21 protein-coding genes are annotated in these 21,720 nt (G+C 48.2%); 9 read left to right on the plus strand and 12 right to left on the minus strand.

Annotated elements, in window-relative coordinates; all coding sequences use genetic code 11:
* Nucleotides 1-30: 30 nt before the first annotated feature.
* From oppF to ACOJUO_RS07500, 10 genes are all read right to left on the minus strand, one after another.
* The gene (oppF, locus tag ACOJUO_RS07455; RefSeq protein WP_422139412.1) at nucleotides 31-1,056 is read right to left on the minus strand and encodes a murein tripeptide/oligopeptide ABC transporter ATP binding protein OppF; all 1,026 of its coding nucleotides are present in this window, start codon (nucleotides 1,054-1,056) and stop codon (nucleotides 31-33) included.
* The gene (locus ACOJUO_RS07460) at nucleotides 1,053-2,048 is read right to left on the minus strand and encodes an ABC transporter ATP-binding protein (protein ID WP_422139413.1); all 996 of its coding nucleotides are present in this window, start codon (nucleotides 2,046-2,048) and stop codon (nucleotides 1,053-1,055) included. The genes oppF and ACOJUO_RS07460 overlap by 4 nt, the downstream gene beginning before the upstream one ends.
* Before the next feature lies 1 nt (nucleotide 2,049).
* A complete protein-coding gene (gene oppC, locus ACOJUO_RS07465; protein ID WP_422137053.1) occupies nucleotides 2,050-2,970 on the minus strand; it encodes an oligopeptide ABC transporter permease OppC in 921 nt (306 codons plus the stop codon).
* 42 nt (nucleotides 2,971-3,012) lie between these two features.
* A complete protein-coding gene (gene oppB / locus ACOJUO_RS07470) occupies nucleotides 3,013-3,939 on the minus strand; it encodes an oligopeptide ABC transporter permease OppB (protein WP_422139414.1) in 927 nt (308 codons plus the stop codon).
* A gap of 176 nt (nucleotides 3,940-4,115) precedes the next feature.
* Nucleotides 4,116-5,762: a peptide ABC transporter substrate-binding protein gene (locus ACOJUO_RS07475; protein ID WP_422139415.1), complete on the minus strand. Its 1,647-nt coding sequence runs from the start codon at nucleotides 5,760-5,762 to the stop codon at nucleotides 4,116-4,118.
* A 663-nt stretch (nucleotides 5,763-6,425) separates the two neighbouring features.
* A complete protein-coding gene (locus ACOJUO_RS07480) occupies nucleotides 6,426-7,016 on the minus strand; it encodes a YhgN family NAAT transporter (RefSeq protein ID WP_422136112.1) in 591 nt (196 codons plus the stop codon).
* A 158-nt stretch (nucleotides 7,017-7,174) separates the two neighbouring features.
* Nucleotides 7,175-7,606: a hypothetical protein gene (locus ACOJUO_RS07485; protein WP_422136113.1), complete on the minus strand. Its 432-nt coding sequence runs from the start codon at nucleotides 7,604-7,606 to the stop codon at nucleotides 7,175-7,177.
* Between the two features lie 66 nt (nucleotides 7,607-7,672).
* On the minus strand, nucleotides 7,673-7,894 hold the full coding sequence (locus tag ACOJUO_RS07490) for a hypothetical protein (protein WP_422136114.1): 222 nt from the start codon (nucleotides 7,892-7,894) through the stop codon (nucleotides 7,673-7,675).
* Nucleotides 7,895-8,013: 119 nt separating this feature from the next.
* Nucleotides 8,014-8,553 (minus strand): gamma carbonic anhydrase family protein, encoded by a 540-nt coding sequence (locus ACOJUO_RS07495; RefSeq protein WP_422139416.1) that lies wholly within the window; start codon nucleotides 8,551-8,553, stop codon nucleotides 8,014-8,016.
* On the minus strand, nucleotides 8,550-8,840 hold the full coding sequence (locus tag ACOJUO_RS07500; RefSeq protein ID WP_422136116.1) for a DUF2442 domain-containing protein: 291 nt from the start codon (nucleotides 8,838-8,840) through the stop codon (nucleotides 8,550-8,552). Before ACOJUO_RS07500 ends, ACOJUO_RS07495 begins: the two co-directional genes overlap by 4 nt.
* A gap of 232 nt (nucleotides 8,841-9,072) precedes the next feature.
* Between ACOJUO_RS07500 and prlC the strand changes: the two genes are divergently transcribed.
* A complete protein-coding gene (gene prlC / locus ACOJUO_RS07505) occupies nucleotides 9,073-11,121 on the plus strand; it encodes an oligopeptidase A (protein ID WP_422136117.1) in 2,049 nt (682 codons plus the stop codon).
* A 116-nt stretch (nucleotides 11,122-11,237) separates the two neighbouring features.
* Entirely contained in the window at nucleotides 11,238-11,495 is a 258-nt protein-coding gene (locus tag ACOJUO_RS07510) for a YheV family putative zinc ribbon protein (protein ID WP_422136118.1), read from the plus strand.
* Nucleotides 11,496-11,630: 135 nt separating this feature from the next.
* On the opposite strand, the gene ACOJUO_RS07515 is transcribed toward ACOJUO_RS07510, so the two are convergent.
* Nucleotides 11,631-12,281 (minus strand): hypothetical protein, encoded by a 651-nt coding sequence (locus tag ACOJUO_RS07515; protein ID WP_422136119.1) that lies wholly within the window; start codon nucleotides 12,279-12,281, stop codon nucleotides 11,631-11,633.
* A 1,262-nt stretch (nucleotides 12,282-13,543) separates the two neighbouring features.
* Here ACOJUO_RS07515 and coxB point away from each other — a divergent pair.
* The 4 genes from coxB to ACOJUO_RS07535 are packed head-to-tail and all read left to right on the plus strand — an operon-like array spanning nucleotide 13,544 to nucleotide 17,817.
* On the plus strand, nucleotides 13,544-14,728 hold the full coding sequence (gene coxB / locus ACOJUO_RS07520; protein WP_422140060.1) for a cytochrome c oxidase subunit II: 1,185 nt from the start codon (nucleotides 13,544-13,546) through the stop codon (nucleotides 14,726-14,728).
* 11 nt (nucleotides 14,729-14,739) lie between these two features.
* Nucleotides 14,740-16,341: a cytochrome c oxidase subunit I gene (ctaD, locus tag ACOJUO_RS07525; RefSeq protein WP_422139417.1), complete on the plus strand. Its 1,602-nt coding sequence runs from the start codon at nucleotides 14,740-14,742 to the stop codon at nucleotides 16,339-16,341.
* Nucleotides 16,341-16,910, plus strand: coding sequence for a cytochrome c oxidase assembly protein (locus ACOJUO_RS07530; RefSeq protein WP_422136121.1), 570 nt, complete (start codon nucleotides 16,341-16,343; stop codon nucleotides 16,908-16,910). The genes ctaD and ACOJUO_RS07530 overlap by 1 nt, the downstream gene beginning before the upstream one ends.
* Before the next feature lie 10 nt (nucleotides 16,911-16,920).
* Complete coding sequence (locus tag ACOJUO_RS07535) at nucleotides 16,921-17,817, plus strand: cytochrome c oxidase subunit 3 (RefSeq protein ID WP_422139418.1); 897 nt, start codon at nucleotides 16,921-16,923, stop codon at nucleotides 17,815-17,817.
* A 50-nt stretch (nucleotides 17,818-17,867) separates the two neighbouring features.
* On the opposite strand, the gene ACOJUO_RS07540 is transcribed toward ACOJUO_RS07535, so the two are convergent.
* Entirely contained in the window at nucleotides 17,868-18,083 is a 216-nt protein-coding gene (locus tag ACOJUO_RS07540; protein WP_422136123.1) for a twin transmembrane helix small protein, read from the minus strand.
* Nucleotides 18,084-18,222: 139 nt separating this feature from the next.
* Between ACOJUO_RS07540 and ACOJUO_RS07545 the strand changes: the two genes are divergently transcribed.
* From ACOJUO_RS07545 to ACOJUO_RS07555, 3 genes are all read left to right on the plus strand, one after another.
* Nucleotides 18,223-19,005, plus strand: coding sequence for an SURF1 family protein (locus ACOJUO_RS07545; protein ID WP_422136124.1), 783 nt, complete (start codon nucleotides 18,223-18,225; stop codon nucleotides 19,003-19,005).
* On the plus strand, nucleotides 19,002-20,162 hold the full coding sequence (locus ACOJUO_RS07550; protein ID WP_422139419.1) for a diacylglycerol/lipid kinase family protein: 1,161 nt from the start codon (nucleotides 19,002-19,004) through the stop codon (nucleotides 20,160-20,162). Before ACOJUO_RS07545 ends, ACOJUO_RS07550 begins: the two co-directional genes overlap by 4 nt.
* 154 nt (nucleotides 20,163-20,316) lie before the next feature.
* The gene (locus tag ACOJUO_RS07555) at nucleotides 20,317-21,654 is read left to right on the plus strand and encodes a diacylglycerol/lipid kinase family protein (RefSeq protein WP_422139420.1); all 1,338 of its coding nucleotides are present in this window, start codon (nucleotides 20,317-20,319) and stop codon (nucleotides 21,652-21,654) included.
* The last annotated feature ends 66 nt before the right edge of the window (nucleotides 21,655-21,720 follow it).

Consider the following 21,720-nt stretch of genomic DNA (forward strand, 5'->3'; position numbering starts at 1 on the left):
TCACCTGCCATTAGACAGGTGAGAAGTTAATCAGGCCTTGGGACAGGCCGCAAAATGCTGGTTGCCTACATTCATCAGTCTTGGACGATGCTCGGCGCAGCTGGCTTCTGCTATCGGGCAGCGGGTTCTGAAGACACAGCCGCTGGGTGGGTTGATAGGCGATGGCAGTTCACCTTCCAACAGTTCAATCTCCTTCTCTTTTTCCATTTTCGGATCAGGGACAGGCACCGCCGACAACAAAGCTTTGGTGTAAGGATGACGGGGGGCATCATACATTGGCTCGGCTTTGGCGGTCTCTACCTCATTACCCAGGTACATCACCAGTACCCGATCACTGATGTGCTTGACTACGCTCAGGTCGTGGGCAATAAAGATCAGTGACAGTCCCATCTGTTGCTGAAGCTCTTTCAGCAGGTTAACCACCTGAGCTTGTATGGACACGTCCAAAGCACTCACCGGCTCATCACAAATCACCAGTTTCGGCTTGAGAATCAGTGCCCGGGCAATACCAATACGCTGACACTGACCACCAGAGAACTCGTGGGGATAACGGTTAATAACATTAGGCAGCAGGCCCACCCTGGTCATCATTTCACGAACCCGGGAAAGAATCTCATCTTTCGAGAGATCCGGGTAATAGTTGTGAAGAGGCTCGGCAATGATATCGCCTACGGTCATTCTCGGGTTCAGTGACGCCAGAGGGTCCTGAAAAATCATCTGGATATCCTTGCGGATACTTTTCATGGCTTTTTCCGGTAGCCCGGCAATATTGTCGTCCTGCCAGAGAATTTTACCCTCCGTAGCCTTCACCAGACCAATGATCGAGCGGGCCAGTGTTGATTTGCCGCAACCGGACTCACCTACGACACCGAGGGTTTCTCCTTCGAAGAGATCAAAACTGACACCATCAACGGCTTTGAGGACCGGGGATTTCTCCCAGGGCCAGTTTTTGGCTTTATGAATCGGGAAATGAACCTTAACATCCCGAACTTTCAAAATAGGCTGAGGGCTTTCTATAGCTCGCTGAGGGCTTTTTATAAATCGCTGAAGGCTCATGCTGCCACCTCCCTGCCGGAAGTATTAACGGGGTTGTCGGGTGTCCAGAAACAGGCTTTCTGACGACCTTCGCCAAAGCTCTCCAGTGGCGGCGCTTCCTGCTGGCAACGTGGTATGACATGAGGGCAACGTTCCTGGAAAGGACAGCCCTGTGGAAGGCTCAACAGGTTCGGAGGATTGCCCGGAATAGTGGGCAGCGAATCACCCTGTGTATCCAGTCGTGGAATCGCACCCAGCAGGCCTCGGGAATATGGATGACGAGGATCATAGAAGACCTCGTTGGTGGTGCCATATTCCATGGTACGACCGGCGTACATCACCAGTACCTTGTCACAGATGCCGGCCACCACCCCCAGGTCGTGAGTGATCATAATGATGGCGGTGTTAAACTCGGTCTTCAGTTCATTCAACAGCTCCATGATCTGAGCCTGAACGGTGACGTCCAGAGCGGTGGTCGGTTCGTCAGCAATCAACAGTTTGGGACGACACAGCAATGCCATGGCAATCATAACCCGCTGACGCATACCGCCTGAAAACTCATGGGGATACATACTCATTCGCTTGCGAGCTTCAGGAATTTTTACCGCATCCAGCATTTTTACGGATTCTTCAAAGGCTTCTTTTTTACTCATGCCTTTATGCAGCTTTAGAACTTCCATCAGCTGAGGCCCTACTTTCATGTAAGGGTTCAGCGAGGTCATGGGGTCCTGGAAGATCATGGCGATCTTCTGGGCACGAATACGATTCAGCTCAGTCTCACTCAGCGCCAGAATATTCTGTCCTTCAAACCTGGCGGAACCTTCAATAATGCCGTTTTTGGCCAGCAGCCCCATGAGAGCAAAAGCAGTCTGACTTTTACCTGACCCGGACTCTCCTACCAGGCCCAGTGTTTCACCAGCCTTCAGAGAAAAGGTCATATTGTTTACGGCTGTGACATCTCCGTCGGGTGTCGTAAATCGAACCCGCAGGTTATCGACATCTAATAGTTGCATATCAACGATCCTTCGGGTCCAGGGCATCACGGAGCCCGTCGCCAATAAAGTTGAAACAGAACAGGGTAATCACCAGAAAAGTGGTCGGGAAGGCCAGCTGCCAGACCGCCACTTCCATAGAGATGGCGCCTTCGTTGACCAGTGCACCCCAGCTGGTCATGGGTTCCTGTACACCCAGTCCCAGGAAGCTCAGGAAGGATTCAAACAGAATCATTCCGGGCACCAGCAGGGAGGCGTAAACCACCACAATACCGAGCAGGTTAGGAATCAGGTGACGGAAAATAATCTGGCTGGAATTGGCGCCACTGATGATGGCCGCTTCGACAAACTCCTTGCTCTTCAGGCTCAAGGTCTGACCCCTGACGATACGCGCCATATCCAGCCAGGAGACCGCCCCTATGGCGATAAAGATCAGCAATATGGAGCGTCCGAAGAAAGTGATCATCAGAATAACCAGAAACATAAACGGGAAAGACTGAAGAATTTCCAGGGCCCGCATCATCAGGTTATCAACACGGCCACCCAGGAAGCCCGCCATGGCACCGTAAATGGTTCCGATAATAACGGCCACCAGAGCCCCCAGTGCACCTACCATGAAGGAGATTCGTCCGCCTTCAAGGGTCCGTACGAAAAGGTCCCGACCGAGGTGGTCGGTACCAAAGAAATGTCCGGTTTCCATAGAGGGTGGTGCAGCCATATTGGCCCAGTCAATTTCTTCATAAGTGAACTGACTGGCCGCAGGGCCAAAGATAATCAGCAAGGTGACCGCTGCCAGAACAATCATACTGGCGACAGCGGCCTTGTTACTCAGAAAGCGTCGGCGGGCATCGGCCCAGAGGCTGCGCCCTTCAATCTCCAAGCGCTCGTTGGCAAGCTGTTCGGAGAAGTTTTCCACAGCCTTTTGGCTCTCTTTTTTCACCATGTTATTCACAGTGCCGGTTTTCATGGAAATAGACGCCATGGTTTAACCCCCCACCCTGATTTTTGGATCGATCAGCCCATAGAGAATATCGACGATAGCGGTGAACAGGATGGTCAGTGAACCAATGATGATCGTCAGTCCCAATACCAGCGAGTAATCCCGGTTCAGTGCTCCATTGACAAAATGCTGGCCCATGCCCGGCAGGCCAAACACGGTTTCAATCACCACAGAGCCGGTGATAATGCCGACGAAAGCCGGGCCCAGATAAGAAACAACAGGCAGCAATGAGGGTTTCAGGGCATGTTTGAGAATCATGTGATGCTTTGGCAAACCCTTGGCCCTGGCAGTACGAATAAAGTTGCTGTTCAGGGTTTCAATCATGCTGGAACGCATGATTCGGGCTATTGCCGCTACATAAAGAATACCCATGGCGGCGACAGGAAGAATCATGTTCTGCCAGCTGCCATCGTTCCAGCCACCCGCAGGCAACCACTTCAGGCTGATGGAAAAGATCAGTACCATCAGTGGCGCAATCACAAAAGAAGGAAGTACAACGCCCACCATGGAGAACGTCATTATGGTGTAGTCGATCCAGGAATTTTGCTTCAGGGCTGCCAGAGTTCCCAGTCCAACTCCCACAATAACGGTGAATAAAAACGCCAGTGAGCCAATGGTCAGGGAAACCGGGAAGCTCTGGGCCACCAGTTCGTTAACGGTGTAATCCTTGTACTTGAAAGACGGTCCCAGGTCGCCCTGCAGAAGGTCTTTCAGGTAATAGGCAAACTGTTGCCAGAGCGGCTTGTCGAGGTGGTACTTGGCTTCAAGGTTGGCCAGGATCTCCGGTGGCATATTGAAATCGCCCGTGAAAGGACTGCCCGGAGCCATCTGCATCAGAAAAAACGACAAAAGTACGAGAATGAACAGTGTCGGAATGGCAACGCCGATGCGTTTCAGAATAAATATAAACATAGGTACACTCTTTGTTAGTCTTAGACGACTATGTGTCCCTGACTGTATGTAAAACTTGTTTCCATGCAGGAGAGGCTGTTACCAACCCTCCGGTTGCCGGGCTTCAGTCCGGAAACCGGAGGGTTTGTGACATCCCTCAAGAGCGTGGGAACCAGGGGTTTTCCACGCCAGAGAGATTAATGTTTCCTGATATACAAATCTCTGGTGTAAACGTTGTCCTCAACATTGCTCATTGGGTAACCACCGACGTATGGCTTAACCAGTCGGCTTGTTGTGTACTCAACGATAGGTGCTAAAGGCATATCCTCTGCAAGTATTTCTTCTGCTTTGCGATAAAGTTCGGCGCGCTCTTCGTCTGTAGTAACAGTTCTGGATTTTTCCATTAAGGCATCATACTCACGACTATTAAACTTGCCATCGTTTTGACCATGAGTGGATGTTTTTAAATCAAGAAAGGTCGACGCTTCGTTATAGTCTCCTGCCCACCCTGCTCTGGCAACCTGAAACTTACCTTCATCTTTACTATCGAGGAAGGTTTTCCATTCCTGATTTTCCAGTGTGACTTCAACGCCTAAAGGCTTCCACATCTGCGAGATGGCAATAGCTATCTGTTTGTGTGCCTCATCAGTGTTGTAGAGGAGATCAAATTCTAATGGATTATCAGGACCGAAACCGGCTTCTGTCAGGAGGCGCTTGGCTTCTTTATCACGCTCAGCTTGAGTCATCTTGCTGTAATCTATTTCAGGTGGAATAAAACCAGCTACAGATTTAGGTGTGAAAGTATAAGCAGGTGTTTCACCTTGTTTCATTACATACTTGGCAATAGCGTTGCGATTGATTGCATAGGAAAGGGCCTTTCTGACACGAGCATCATCAAAAGGCTTAACCTTCTCATTAAACTCATAATAATAAGTGGAGAGCCTTGGGGTGATTTTTATTTCATCAGGAATGCTTTTCTGCAAGCTGGCAAAGTGCTGGACGGGAATAGGTGTTATGCCGTTGGTAAAGTCTATTTCACCTGCTTTGTAGCGTGTAAGCTCAATATTGCCAGAGACTGGCAGGAAAGTGACTTTGTCAATGACGGTTTGTTCATTATTCCAATATTGGGCATTGCGAGACAATGTAATTCGTTCATTCACAACCCATTTTTCCATCTTGTATGCGCCATTTGATACTATATTTTCCGGCTTGGTCCAGTTATTTCCATATTTTTTTATAACCTTCTCCGGTGCAGGGAACATAGTGTAGTGAGCCAGCATTTTGATAAAGTAAGGTACAGGTTTTTCAAGCGTTACCTGAAAGGTTTTATCATCAAGAGCTTTGACTCCAAGACTTTCAACGGGCTGTTCACCTTTGATAATCTCAGAAGCATTAACGATAGTGGGAATTTCCATATACCAGGAATAGCGTGACGCAGTGACTGGGTCTACAGCTCTTCGGAAACCAAAAACAAAGTCATGGGCTGTTACAGTGTCTCCATTGGACCACTTTGCTGTATCTCGAATCTTAAAGGTAAATACTTTGTTATCGTCGGAAATTGACCAGCTTTCTGCCTGACCGGGAATAACATTGCCTTCAGCATCCTGGTTTACCAGACCTTCAAACAAATCTTTAACAACTTTATTGCCTGGAGAGCCTTCTACTTTCTGTGGATCCAGAGAGGCAGGCTCTGCACCGTTCCCGCGGACCAGCTCCTGGACCTGTGCCAGTTGTGTGCCTGCCGGAACGATTGCGGCGTTGGCGCTGGAGGCGGCCATGATGCTGGCAGCCAGAGTCAAAGCCGGAATACCGGCAAGCTTCAGAGCCTTGAATGGCTTCTTCATATTGTTATCCCCTTCATTCGATGACCGGTCTGATAACGGTCAACGCATAATTCTGATTGGAGTTATGGTAATGGGCGGGTGCTGTTGCTGCTGACGGATGTGTCAGAGCAAGACGAGTAACACACGATCCTGTGTATTGCCGTTTTATAACACCTTGTTCAATGTTCTCAACTTGAGTAAAGAGTCATCTACTGGGTGGTTGTTTTTATTTGATGGACTACTGTCGTCAATTCCGCCGGGTGTAGCATTGATCCCGAAAAACAGATCACGGAAATCTTCCCCGACCCTGATCATCGACTATTCGGATTATGTGTTTTTAATACAGAAAAACCGAATCACAGTGGTCGGGTAACCGAATATAACTAAAAGTTGTAAAAAGGATCAAGAAGGTTTTTGAACGTATGTGCGTAAAAATTGAATCGTTCAAAAAAGTTAGACTTGTTGAAATTTATAAAAATACAGGTGAATAAACTGACTTTTCCTTAATCTATGGTTATAAGTTTTTTTCATAAGGGTTATGCAGTTTTTTTATGCTGGCAAAGTTACACCTTTTTTGCAGCGCATCAGGCGATAAGTATTTTGTATGGAAGATATAAATTAAGGATACTTTTACGGCTTTTGAGATTGGAGGCTGACTTTTTGCAGCCTCCAAACGATTAGGAATTATCCCAGATACTTGGCAATACCATCCATAAACATTTGCACAGAAAGCATCACCAGAATCATCCCCATCAGTCGCTCAATAGCGAATACACCACGGTTGCCCAATACTCTCATAAATTGATTTGAGCACATCAGGATGGCGGCGGATGCAGCCCAGGCGATCAGCAACGCCGTCACCAGTTTAGCCTGTTCTCCCGGGTGCTGATTACCCAACAGAATCAGGGTGGCCAGGATAGAAGGACCGGCAATCAAAGGAATGGCCAAAGGTACGATGAAAGGCTCGCCATCGGGAGTGTCACCCATGATGCCACCCCCTCGGCTGGGAGGGAAAATCATCTTGATGGCGATAATAAAGAGGATAATCGCCCCTGCAATACTGACCGCTTCCTGCCTGAGATGGAGTACCCGTAGCATGGCATCGCCGACAAACAGGAAAATCACCAGAATCAACAGGGCGATCAGCATTTCCCGCATCAGAATTTTGACCCGACGCCTGGGGGGCACAGCTTTTAGAACAGAGATAAAGATTGGCATATTGCCGAGCGGATCCATAATCAGGAACAGCAATATGGCTGTGGAGTAGATTTCCATCGGTTCAGCTTAGACTCAGAATTGGAATAAAAAAATTGAGCGGGCTTATAACATCTGGACTTTAAAAAAACCAATCCTGATTTGTCGATTTTGCACGGCAAAGCCCGTCCATTAAAATCTGGCGGGCTTTTTGTGGAAGGGTAAGTTTTCGGAAGTGATTAGTTTTGTGTATTGGGAATTCTCTGACGAATGAGTAACTCGAGCCGATCAAAACGCTCGTCGACCTTGTCAAAGCGCCGATCGACTTCGTCAAAGCGCTTGTCATGTTCATCAAAGCGCTTGTCATGTTCATCAAAGCGCTTGTCATGTTCATCAAAGCGTTGGCGGGTTTCCCTGACGAACTCATTGTGTTGTTCATCCGCCCTCTTGAACCCTGCGTGGGTGGCTTCTGTCAATGCAGCTATGCAGGCTTTCACACCAGCGAGATCCGTCTTCACCCCGGAAACATCTAACTTCAATCCGGCAATATCATGCTGATTAGTGAGTGCGATGTTTTTTATATCTGCACACACCCTGGCCAGACTGTGCACATCTGCGTCAAGGTTTCTATGCTGGGTTTCAAGCTTTTCAAGTCTTACTTCTAGGGACATGAATTATGGAACCTGTTTACGTGAATGGAGCTGACAGCATAGCAGCCCCAGTCAATCTGCATAGGCTCAGATAACAAAATTCTTTTGGCTCAGCAATAATGCGAGTCTTGCCTGTTTATCTTTCATATATCCAGAATGCTGTTCAGCGGTTTGGGCGCTGAGGTTTTCATGAAATTTCTCAGCCTGCTTTTCAGCGTTGTAGATTTCCTGCTTATCCATCTGGCTGTCTGCGATCCAGTGGGACTGTTGAGTGGCTGCTGTGTTGATGGGCTTAATGGCTTCGCTCATGGTGAATCTCCCCAAATCATTTGCTGATATGGGAAGATTAGGTCTGGATAGTTCAAGCGTCTGTAATACTTTGGGCGAAAGTGAATTTTAATTATATTAAATTTATTTTTAATAACCTTCTAAAGGCCCAGGTATTCGTTTTTCAACTTCACATAGTTGTCGGCACCGTAAGAGAAAAGAGCCTTCTCTTTTTCACTGATTGGGCGAGCCTTACGGGCTGGATTGCCTTTGTAGACAAACCCGCTTTCCAGTCGCTTTCCCGGTGGCACCAGGCTGCCCGCAGCGACAATCACTTCCTCCTCGACCACTACGCCATCCATCACCACGGCTCCAATGCCAATCAGGCAGCGATTGTGGATCGTACAACCGTGCAGGGTGACCTTGTGACCGACCGTCACTTCATCACCAATAATCAACGGATAACCATCGGGGTTAAACGCGCTGGCATGGGTGATATGCAACACCGAACCGTCCTGAATACTGGTGCGTGAGCCTATGCGGATGCGATGCATATCTCCGCGCACCACCGCCATGGGCCAGACGGAGCTGTCTTCACCAATTTCTACGTCGCCCAGGACCAGGGCGGTTTCGTCAATAAATACCCGGTCACCCAGTGCTGGGGTATGACCTCTGAAGGTTCTGATGGATTGGCTTGTCATGATGTTTGACTTCTTTGCTTGCTCTTTGTCTGGGCTTTAAGAGGAAAACGGTCAGGAGATTCAATCATTGTTTCAGTAAGATCAACATCAATATCTGGCCAATAGAAGTGACCTTTTCTGAGTTCTTCAACGTTGATGATTGCGCTAACTGGCTGGTCCTTGAACCATAGAAAATCTTCGTAAGACATGAACAGCTCTTTGCCACTGGTCATTAGCCAGATGCCATGAGATGAGATATTTGTCACTTCAGTTCCGGAAGTGCATATTCCATGCGTTGATGATGGCATAGTGCTTCTCCTTGAATACAGTTGGACTCATCTCATGCCTCAATAGTTTCTCAGACAGGGAAAGTTAGAACAACAATTGCTCAAACTGAAAGAAAGTTATGCCTTTTAGACAACTATTGTCGCGAAGCAGAACGCTTTCAAGTATTGCATTGTCCTTGAAAACCGATAATCCTGCACCCATAGACATAAAAAGAACCATCAGTTTGGACAATAAACAGCGAGCATCTGAATTATGAGCAACCCACTGCTGGAAACCTGCGAACTGCCTCCTTTTGCCAAGATTAAACCAGAGCATATAAAACCGGCTGTAGAGACCATTATTGCCGAAAGTGAGCAAGCGGTAGACGCACTTCTGGCAGATAAAAATCAAACCTTCAGCTGGAAGACGCTTCAGGAACCCATGGACAGTCTGGGAGACAGGCTTAATCAGGCCTGGTCACCGGTGGGTCATATGAATGCTGTCGTCAATACCGATGAGCTAAGAGATGCTTACAATGCTTGTCTTCCCCTGCTTTGCGAATATTCAACATGGCTGGGTCAGAATCAGGATCTCTATCAGGCCTATCTGACGCTGTCTGAGTCAGAGGGGTTCGAGAATCTGGATAAGGCTCAGAAAAAAGTCATTACCGATAATCTGCGGGATTTCAAACTGGCGGGTGTTGCCCTGCCGCAAGAGAAAAAAGCTCGTTATGGCGACATTCAAAAACGTCTTTCTGAACTGACCAGTAAGTTTTCTGACAATGTTCTGGATGCCACCATGGCCTGGTCCAAACTGATTACCGATGAATCAGAGCTGGTCGGCCTGCCTGAATCCGCATTGGCAGGCGCCAGACAGTTGGCTGAGTCCAAAGGTCACAGCGAAGGCTGGATGCTGAATCTGGATTTTCCGAGCTATTTCCCGGTGATCACCTATGCAGACAATCGTGAGTTGCGGGAAGAGGTTTATACAGCGTTCAGTACCCGGGCATCGGACCAGGGTCCGAATGCGGGTGAATTTGATAATTCAGGCAATATTAATGAAATCCTCAAGCTACGTCAGGAGCTGGCCGAACTGCTGGGGTTCAATAACTATGCGGAATACTCACTGGCGACCAAAATGGCTGACTCCACTGACAAGGTCGTTGCGTTTCTGGAAGATCTGGCCAGTAAGAGCAAGCCTCAGGCAGAAAAAGAACTGAATGAACTGAAAGCCTTTGCCAAAGCAGAACACGGTGCTGAAGATTTGCAGGCCTGGGACATTGGCTACTATGGCGAGAAGCTCAGACAGCAGCGCTACGCTATTTCTCAGGAAGAGTTGCGTCCCTGGTTTCCGTCAGAAAAAGTAGTGAATGGCATGTTCTCTGTCGTGGAACGCCTATTTGGAATTACCTTTGACAAGGTCACCGACGTTGAAACCTGGCACAAAGATGTTGGCTTTTTCAATGTTATTCGCGATGGCGAAGTGATTGGTCGTTTCTACCTCGACCTCTATGCCCGTGAACACAAGCGCGGTGGTGCCTGGATGGGTGAGTGCCGGGTGCGTCGCAGGATTGGCGACAAAGTTCAGCTGCCAGTGGCTTACCTGACTTGTAACTTCACGCCACCCGTTGGTAATCAGCCAGCCCTGCTGACCCATGATGAAGTTGTGACCCTGTTCCATGAGTTTGGTCACGGTCTGCATCATATGCTGACCCGGGTCGATTATTCTGCCGTATCCGGAATCAATGGCGTAGCCTGGGATGCAGTCGAGCTGCCCAGCCAGTTTCTTGAGAATTGGTGCTGGGAAGAAGAAGGTCTGGCTTTGATCTCCGGCCATTTTGAAACGGGCGAGCCTCTGCCTGAAGATAAACTGGATAAATTACTGGCCGCTAAAAACTTCCAGTCCGCCATGATGATGGTGCGTCAGCTGGAGTTCTCACTGTTTGATTTCAAACTGCATAAAGACTTTTCAAAAAGCGTGAGTGAAGGGAAAACGGTTCAGGCGGTATTGGATGAAGTTCGCAGTCAGGTCTCTGTGGTTATGCCTCCGGCCTTCAATCGTTTCCAGCATGGCTTCAGCCATATCTTTGCTGGAGGGTATGCGGCGGGCTACTACAGCTACAAATGGGCTGAGGTATTGTCTGCGGATGCCTTCTCCCGATTTGAAGAAGAGGGTATATTCAACCGCCAGACCGGTGAGTCTTTCCTGCATGAAATTCTGGAAAAAGGCGGTTCTGCGGAGCCCATGGAGCTGTTTGTAAATTTCCGGGGCCGGGAGCCAGAAGTGGATGCTCTGTTGCGCCATTCGGGTATCTCTGTCTGAAAAGAGAATTTTGAATGAAAGGCTCTGAGATCATGGGATCTCGGGGTCTTGGTATTTCTTTATGTGCTATAGGCATTTATGCGCTGTGGCACCTGTTTGCTGTAGGCCTCAGAGCTATGACAACGAAAAGATTTATTGCCGGAGCCGTCTGTCCATCCTGTGGTCAGCAGGATTCGGTGAGGATGTACACCGAGAACGGTGAAAACTATCGCGAGTGCGTGGAATGCCATTATTCGGATGTGATGGAAAAAGATCCTTCTCTTGCGGGGAAACCACCAGTGACGAGGGTCTCCCCAGAAGACAGGAAGTCGGATGATGATGCTAAAAAGGAAAGCGCTGTTCAGATCGTAAGAATACTGGATCAACAACCCTGAGTTCGAAATCAGATGTTATGATAAACCCTCACAGCTGTGCTGCTTTGCAAATGCGCCATGGCTATTGGAGTTTAACAAGCGATGTTCAAATACAGTCCTCTGCATTAACGTCTACTTCATCGTCAGTGCCCCGGATCAGGCTGCTGACGTAAACTTCAGTTCAATACCCATACGGCTGGACAGGCAATTCCATTTTGACCAGGTCGTTACCCACTGCTCCGGATTGCGGTTGTTGACGAAATCCTTGAACATGCGATCGTTATAAAGCTCCTGCGAACGAATCATGTGCCTGACCGTCTGCTCAACGATTTTGTCCAGCTCATTGCCAAACTCTTCACCCAGAATGGCATGAATGATCAGGTTGGCCCAGGTCATGTTCATCGGGATCAGGGGAGAGCCGATTCGAGATAGGTAACTGTCGTTTACTTCCTCAATCAGTCGATGCGTAAAGTAGGCTTTATCCAGCAGATCAAACAGCCCCACATTATTTTGGGACTGCAAAACCGGTGCCAGAAAGTTCTCTTCGGCAATGCTTAGAAAAGGGGAAATGAAAGCCTCAATGTCCAGTTCCTTTGAAGCCTGATCCAGCGCTTCAAGAAAGTCAGGTACATGATCAATGTATTCAACTGCAAACTTCAGCAGTGTCTCACTGGCCATGTCGTCGGGAAGTTCGATTGTGTGGTGCAACTGCTCCACCTGTTGACAGACAAGCGACTGAAGGTGGCTTGAGCCCTCTTCATGCTTTCGGGCACAATCGATCAGATTATTAATTGCCACTACGTCCATGATTGTCTCCGTTGCGGTTGCTATTAATTTGGGTACTGCAACGTCACCGTGAAGGTGTTAAAAAGACCATAGTACCAACAAGAACTCAAGCTTTTTTAAATACCTCTTTTTCATAATACAAAGATCTTTTATTCATTAAATTAGAATTTAAAAAAGACTGTAAATTACGACAAAAATGAAAAAGTGCAAGCACTTGTGCAGTCAAAAAAATGACACACTACATATGCTTAAACAGGCTCTGAAAGTTGGTTCTGATCCACCCATTTCGAGGTGTAACAAAAATATCATAAAGAAGATGAATGGATGTTTGTATCTGTGACAGGCGTTACAAAGTTGTGCTGACTCAATAAGAGTGATCGAAAAAAGTCTAAACAGGTATTCTTTCCATTGAATTCACGTTACCTTATTTTAAACGACAAGTGGCAATTTTTTATTAAAGGTATTTTTTGACAAGACTCTTTTCATTTTGTGCAATCATGTTGTTTAATGAGGTTCTGGGACTATACTTGATGAGCGATCATTGTCAGGTTGAATGAATCACTCAATGCGTCTCACGGGTATTGTTATTTGCAGGGTGTTCCTGTGCAGTAGGTTTTGCAGGTCGGGTCCGAAGTAGTATGACGTTGTCGGTTACTTAGCGCTCTCTTGCGATTGAATATTGGCACTTTGACTTTCCGCAGATAGCCTGAACCGGGTTGTTTTTTTCTCCACAGCGAAAAAGAAATAACAGGTAGACGGTTGGCTGAAATCTCTGTAAATCAGCAGCTCTGGTAGTTAGCTCTGATAGTTAAAGTGTATTGCAGTTTTTCTGGCAAGATGCTGTGTGGCTCCTGTCCGGTAACGACAACTAGTCAAGTCAGTAAGCATTGCTCGGGGATGTCCGGATGCTTGCTGCCCCGTCGCCTCTGAAAGCAAGACTTGGGTCTGCTGAACAATAATAATAAGTCACCGCCTTGTCTGGGCGGACAGTCAGGGGATGTAAGGGAATGATGCAGCACGCACTAGCTCTCTTTCTTTTGATAAAAACTGCCATGAACGGGACGAAAAGCATGAGCGGTAAATATCGCCCATCCCGGATGGTGCCAATGGCGGGGTTCCGGTATGGTGCCATTTTTCGAATAGTCCGGTCGTTATTGTCGCTCGGATCAGGAAAAGTTCTGGTTTCTTCCACTTGTTTAACTTCCAGAAAACGACCCTCTTCTATTGTTTCCGGGGGAGTCGGTCAATACTTTCTGGTTTTTCTGACCACACTATCAGGTTTTATGATGCCCAGCCGTCTGTTGGCTGATTGGAAAGTCAATATGACCGAGGGGGTTACGGCAGTCAGTCGTTCGGTTTACGACTTGCACATGACCATATTTATTATCTGTGTGGTCATTGGCATTCTGGTATTCGGTGTTATGTTTTACTCCATTTTCATGCACCGTAAATCAAGAGGCGTTAAGCCCCATCCCTTCCATGAAAGTACGATTGTAGAAATACTGTGGACGACTATCCCACTATTAATTCTGGTGGGCATGGCGATTCCGGCAACAAAGACACTGATTGATATTTACGATACGGATGAAGCTGAAATTGATATCAAAATTACCGGGTATCAATGGAAGTGGCAGTATGAGTATCTGGGAGAAGGAGTGTCCTTCTTCAGTAATCTCAAAACTACACCGGAACAGATTTATAACGTTCGCAGCAAAGACCCCAACTATCTTCTGGAGGTTGACGAACCACTGGTATTACCTGCAGGTAAAAAGATCCGTTTCCTGGTCACTGCCGCAGATGTTATTCATTCATGGTGGGTACCTTCATTCGCCGTTAAACGGGATGCTATTCCGGGTTTTATTAACGAAGCCTGGACCAACGTCGAACGTCCCGGAATTTATCGTGGTCAATGTGCAGAACTGTGTGGGAAGGATCATGGCTTTATGCCCATTGTAGTGGATGTCAGGTCACCGGATGACTATGAAGACTGGTTGTCAGAGAAGAAAACACTGGCTGCTAAAGAGCGTGAGTTAACCAGTAAAAACTGGACTATGGCCGAGCTGATGGAGCGCGGAAAAAACACCTACGAAAGAGTCTGTGCGGCCTGTCACCAGGTCAATGGTGAGGGTATGCCGCCCCTGTTTCCTGCTCTCAAAGGATCAAAAATGGCTGTTGAGAAAGATCAGGTCAAAGCGCATATCGATATTGTCTTGAACGGCAAGAAGGGTACCGCCATGCAGGCCTTTGCTGCCCAGTTGAGCGAAGTCGATCTGGCGGCAGTCATTACCTACGAAAGAAATGCCTGGGGTAATAATACCGGTGATCTGGTCACGCCGAAGCAAATTCTGGAATACAAGAATACCGGGGAGTACAAAGCGACGGATGCTGAAGCTTCAGGCGGGTCTGCTGCTGTCAGTAAGCCAGCGGTGAATGAGCCGAATACTAATACACATCAGGCTGGACTGTGAGGAATGCAACCATGACTGCTGTGACAGACACATGCGCAAATGACAAGCCAAGCGAGCATCATGACCATCACGGTCCTGCCAGGGGATTGGTGCGCTGGGTGCTAACCACGAACCATAAAGATATTGGCACCATGTATCTCTGGTTCAGTTTTATTATGTTCCTGACCGGCGGTGCTATGGCGATGGTGATCCGGGCGGAACTGTTTCAACCAGGGATGCAGATCGTAGATCCCGGCTTCTTTAACCAGATGACCACCATGCACGGTCTCATCATGGTATTCGGTGCGGTCATGCCTGCCTTTGTCGGCCTGGCTAACTGGATGATTCCATTGATGATCGGTGCGCCAGACATGGCGCTGCCAAGAATGAATAACTGGAGCTTCTGGATTCTGCCTTTTGCAGCCGTGATGCTGATCAGCACACTGTTTATGGAAGGCGGGGGTCCAAACTTTGGCTGGACATTTTACGCACCTCTGTCAACCACCTATGGGCCGCCGTCAACCACCTTCTTTATCTTTGCCATCCACATGCTGGGTATCTCGTCCATCATGGGGGCGATCAATATTATCGCCACCATTCTGAACCTGCGGGCACCCGGCATGACCATGATGAAGATGCCGCTGTTTGTATGGACCTGGTTGATTACTGCGTATCTGCTGATTGCTGTTATGCCGGTACTGGCCGGTGCTGTGACTATGATGCTGATGGACATCCACTTTGGCACCAGTTTCTTTAACGCCGGCGGTGGTGGCGACCCTGTTCTGTTCCAGCATATTTTCTGGTTCTTCGGACATCCGGAGGTGTACATCATGATCCTGCCTTCCTTCGGGATTGTGTCAGCCATTCTGCCAGCATTCGCCAGAAAACCCCTCTTTGGCTATACGTCAATGGTCTATGCCACCGCAAGTATTGCTTTTTTGTCGTTTATTGTCTGGGCGCACCATATGTTTACCGTAGGTATTCCGCTGGTGGGTGAACTGTTCTTTATGTACGCCACCATGTTGATTGCTGTACCTACCGGAGTGAAGGTCTTTAACTGGGTTACCACTATGTTCAGGGGCGCCATGACCTTTGAAACCCCCATGCTGTTCAGTATTGCTTTTGTGGTGTTGTTTACCATTGGTGGTTTCTCTGGGCTGATGCTGTCTATTGCCCCTGCTGACTTCCAGTATCACGACACCTATTTTGTCGTGGCTCACTTCCACTACGTACTGGTACCCGGTGCAATTTTTGCCATCTTTGCTGCGGTCTATTACTGGTTGCCCAAATGGACAGGTCATATGTATGACGAGACGCTGGGCAAGACGCATTTCTGGCTGTCCTTTATCGGTATGAACCTGACCTTCTTTCCGATGCACTTTATCGGGCTGGCGGGTATGCCTCGCCGTATTCCGGATTATGCCCTGCAATTTGCCGACTTCAACATGATTGCCAGTATCGGTGGCTTTATGTTTGGAACCACGCAGCTGCTGTTCCTGTTTATCGTGATCAAATGCATCAGGGGCGGCGAGAAAGCCAAGGCTCAAAGCTGGGAAGGTGCAGAAGGTCTGGAATGGAGCCTGCCTTCGCCAGCACCTTACCATACCTTCACCACACCACCGGACGTGAAGTAATGAGTGAGAAGGATGATACCCCGGCCGACCTGTCGCGGAGAACTGTCATCAAGACTGGCTTGGTGGCTGGCGGTATGTTTGGTTTCGGCTTTGCCATGGTTCCCATATACGACGTGTTTTGTAAGGTAACGGGACTCAATGGCAAAACCGATCCGAATCCATACCGCTACAATGCCGAAACGGCTGAGGTGGATACCAGCCGGAAGGTGAAAGTGCAGTTTGTGGCAACCAACAATGCTGAGATGAGCTGGGACTTCAAACCCAGCGTCACAGAAGTGGTGGTTCACCCCGGGCAGGTTGGCGAGCTGGAGTTCTTTGCCCGCAACCCGACCGGCGAACGAATGATCGGTCAGGCCATTCCCAGTGTTTCACCGTTTCAGGCTACCAACTATCTGCACAAGGTAGAGTGTTTCTGCTTCACCACCCAGACATTGGAAGCAGGCGAAGAAAAAATCATGCCGCTTAGAATTATTGTGGATCAGGCATTACCCCGGCATATCACCAAACTAACGTTGTCGTACACCTTGTTTGATGTGACGACAATGGGAGAGAGGACACTGCCGTCCTGAGGAGATTCTGATGGCTCAAGAAGGTGAAGGTACCTATTATGTTCCGGCCCAGAGCAAGTGGCCGATCATTGCCTCGATAGGTCTTTTTACCATGCTGTTGGGTGCAGGCATGATGATGAACGACATGTCTGCCGGGGTAAAAGATTCGTTTGCACATTATGTGTTTTTCGGCGGCTCCCTGATCATGGCCTACATGATCTTTGGCTGGTTCAGTAATGTCATCGAAGAGTCCCGCAAAGGTCTTTACAGTGACCAGATGGACCGCAGCTTCCGTTGGAGTATGGGCTGGTTTATCTTCTCCGAAGTCATGTTCTTTGCGGCTTTCTTCGGAACGCTCTTTTATATCCGTTACTTTGCCGTTCCCTGGCTGGCCGGCGAGGGAGACGGTGCTTCCACTCATGAACACCTCTGGCCAGAGTTTGAAGCGGACTGGCCGCTGATGACCAACCCGGATAATGAAACATTCCCGGGAGCCCGAGGGGTCATCGATCCATTCCATCTTCCTCTGCTGAACACCCTGTTACTGGTCGCTTCCAGTATTACCCTGACGATTGCACACCATGCCCTCAGAAAGGCAGAGAGAACCAAGGTGAAGGTATGGATGATTCTCACCCTGATTCTGGGTTTTACTTTCCTTTACTTTCAGGCTGAAGAATACGCCGAAGCCTACAATGAGCTCGGGTTGACCCTGAGCGCGGGTATCTATGGCTCAACGTTCTTTATTTTGACGGGTTTTCACGGGGCACATGTCACCCTGGGTGCCATAATGTTGCTGATCATGCTGATTCGTATCTATAAAGGGCATTTTAAGCCGGATAACCATTTTGCTTTTGAGGCATCCAGCTGGTACTGGCACTTTGTTGATGTGGTCTGGCTCGGCCTGTTTATCTTTGTTTATCTGATATGAGGAGAGCCCGACATTTCCGGGAAGAGGTGGAAACTAACGACTTTCGTCGTTTAGCGGTACAGCCAGGGAGCGTTACTGTGAACATCTCCAAACAGCCAGGCCACCACAATGATCAACATGATCAGGGCGGTCAGGCCAACCCGGGCGGTGAGTGAATTTACCAGTTTGGCGGAACCGCCATCACCTTTAAGTAGAAAGTACATGCCTCTGCCCAGGCAGAAGAGTACGGCAAGAAAAAGAACAACAATAATAATTTTTAACCACATATTACGCTCCCTGCTGATGCCTGAGTTGATGAAAAACGGTTTGCTTAACCGATTGTTAAATCAATCTGTGTCGCACATGTTTTTTCTTACGTTAAAGGCATTCAGATCAGAATAACAGCGGAGTTTGGTAGAGCACCCGATGTTGAAGTATAGCTATCGATCCCTTAAGAGCTATCGCGTTAAGTTGTCGCTATTGGTGTTGCTGCTTTTGCCCCTGCTGATCAAACTGGGGTTCTGGCAGATGTCCCGATACCAGGAGAAGCTTGAGCTTGAGCAGACCCTGGCAGAACGACAGACCATGCCCGCTCTCAGCCTGTCTGATATCAGCCGCTACTCTGATGCCATGTATCTGCCGATAAACGTCCGTGGTCGTTTTATTTTCGGTCGGGCTTTTTTTCTCGATAACCAGATTCACGAAGGTCGTGCCGGTTACGACCTGATCATGCCTTTTCTGGCCAATGATGGTCAGTACTTGTTGGTCAACAGAGGCTGGATACCTGCTCAATCCAGAGACAGTTTGCCGGAAATCAAGACACCTGATGGAGAACTTGAGTTAACGGGCAAACTCTATCGGTTATTGGGGAATCCGTTCACGCTGGGTGAAGATATCTGGCATGAAGAGTGGCCCAAACGTATTCAGGCCATCCACTTTGACCGAATGGGGGAAGCATTGGGGCAGACGCTACCTCTATATATTCTGAAGCTGGAACAGAATCAGCCCGGCGCTTATCTGATACGCCCCCTGACAATGAAAACTACCTCTCAGAAACATCTCGGCTACGCTATTCAATGGTTCCTGATGGCTCTGGTCCTGCTCTTTCTCTATCTCTGGCAGATGCTATGTTCAGGCTTGGGTCAAAGCCAACAAAAGCACCATAAAGAGGTGTCCGCAGCTGATGCAAAAGAGGATGATTCACTGTGATTAGCAGAATTTTTTGTTTATGTGGCCTGCTGTTTTTTATATTCCTTATTCCGGAAAATGGATTTGCAGAAATTCGCCACGCCTGTTTTATTGTTAATCCCACCAGTAATAATGGCCAGGGGGAAAAAGTCTGGGACAGTATTAAGGAAGCCCTCGACCATTACCAATACTATACAGCAAGCGGCTCTATGGACCAGGCTGCTTCTCCGTTAGGGCCGACATATGAAGTGTCTTTTACGGAGCACCCTGGTCATGCAACGGAACTGGCACTTCGGGCATACCGGAATTGGCAGCAAGGGCGACACGCTCATGGAGATCAGTTACTGATCGTTGCCGTTGGCGGGGATGGCACTGTCCATGAGGTGGTTCAGGGTTTAGAAAATCAACAGCCGCAAGTCGTTATAGGGATTATACCGGCAGGTACGGGGAATGATATAGCAAGAACACTTCGTTTGGGTAATCCCATGCATGCCCTTCGGAGTCTGGTTTATGGAAGACCTGCCCCCTTTGGTGCCTACAAAATTGAAGGTTGTCAAAGAGGAACTTGCGAGAAGAAAACGGTTTTGGCAGTGGACGAGTTTGATCTGGGTGTGACGGCTCAGGCGACAAAAAAGAAAAACGAACACGACAGTGGCGAGCGACCAAGCCGACTGCTGAGATGCTCTCCCAGAAGAATGGTCTATACAATGTCAGCCCTCAGTTCAGCAATGAGATGGCATGCACCTACAGTCGATTGCAGTATTGATGGCGGTAGCAGCTTCAATATCCCCCTGAATCTGCTGGCAGCGGGAACTGGGCCAACGATTGGAGGTGGAGTCAGACTTTTTAATGGTATGCGTCCGAACAGTGACCAGGGACAGATGCTCTACAATCAGCGGAGGGCTCACCCGATTTCGACACTTTTTCAGATGACCATGCAGAGATTATTCAATCGGTCAGCTCTGCAACAGACTTGGTTTACTCAAATGGACATTGGGCACGGTCAGGCACCTCAGAATATTCAGGTTGACGGTGATATTTTGCTGCAAACCCCGGCACAAGTAACCTGGGTGCCAGAAGTATTCCAGTTTATGAGACCCCCTGAACCCGGTGATTTCGGTTATGAGGCAATGCGTCGTGAAGAAGAGCTGACTTTACTTGAATTTTTTAAACGTTAAGTAGGGCTTGAACATTACACGGAAAAACTTCGTCTAAGCTGTCTAATGGTTTTTAATGGTGGGTCCTATGGCAGATGGAGACATCAGTCTTCTGGAAGCTGGCAAAAACCGCATAAAAAAGTTCCGGTACTTACAGAAATTAGGATGGCTCAACGTGACTGGCAGAATTTTTTATTTATATGGACTGCTGCTTTTTGTATTTCTTGTTCCGAAAAACGGATTTGCGGTGATTCCGGGAAACCCATATCCAGAGATTCCGAAAAGCATATTGGCAGATATCCGCCACGTCTGCTTTATCGTTAATCCAGCCAGTAATAATGGACAGGGTGCGAGAGTCTGGGAAAGTATTGAACAGGCTGTCAATCATTATTTCACAGCAGTAGGCTCACAGGACGAGGCTGCTGCTCAGGATCGAGCGACATTTGAAGTGTTTTTTACGGAATATGCAGGTCATGCAACGGATCTGGCAACCCAAGCTCATCAGAACTGGCAGCAGGAGCATCAGGAGCAGCGGGAGCAACAGGAGCAGGAGCTGCAGGGGGACGAGCATAAATTATTAAAGAAGAAGTTATTACATTATAAAGAAGCCGGGAGGAAGGCGTTGAAGTCCGCCTCGGCCAGGCAGTTATTAGAGAATCAGTTGTTAATTGTTGCAGTGGGAGGAGACGGCACTGTTCATGAGGTGGTTCAGGGTTTAGAAGCTCATCGACAACAAGTTATTATTGGGGTTATACCGGCGGGTACGGGAAACAATATAGCAAGATCACTTCAATTGCGTGACCCGATGCATGCCCTTCGGACACTGGTTTATGGAGCCGTTCAACCTTTAGGTGCGTATAAAATTGAAGCTTGTGAAAGAGGAAGTTGCCAGAAGAAAACGGTTCTGGCAGTCAATGAGTTTGATCTGGGAGTGACGAATCAGTTAACAAAAAGGAAAAGTGATTACGGGAGCGGTGAACGATCGGGTCGACTGATGAGTTACTCACCCGGAAATATGATCTATCCACTCTCAGACCTCGCTTCAACAATGAGATGGAATACACCTATGGTCAAGTGCAGCATTAATGGGGGTAGCAGATTCCATATCCCTCTGAATATACTGGCCGGAGGGGTCACGGGGCCTATAATCGGAGGCGAGTTTGGCCTTCAGGATGGTGTCAGAGCAGACAGTTCGCAGGGGGAGCTGCTTTATGGTGAGAAGTGGGATCCACCCCTTTGGGCACTTGTTCAGGTGGCTATGCAGAGATTATTCAATTGGTCAGGCCTCAAACGGGCTCAGTTTAATCAACTGGACATTGAGCACGTGAAGGAACCACCTCCGGATATTCAGGTTGATGGTGATATTTTACTGCAAACACCGGCACGAATAACCTGGTTGCCGGGAGTGTTACATTTTATGAGACCTCCCGTATATGGTGATTACAATTATTTCGACATGTACTTTGAAGAAGCCGAGGACGAAAGAGCGAAGAAAAAGCAGGATTCCATGTAAATTTTGGGTATTGCAGTGGGACTATTTCTCAGAAAAACCTCGGCTACGCTATTCAATGGCTGGGTT

Origin of the sequence: Endozoicomonas sp. ALC020, from assembly GCF_049275935.1 — a bacterium.
Classification (GTDB): Bacteria; Pseudomonadota; Gammaproteobacteria; order Pseudomonadales; family Endozoicomonadaceae; genus Endozoicomonas_A.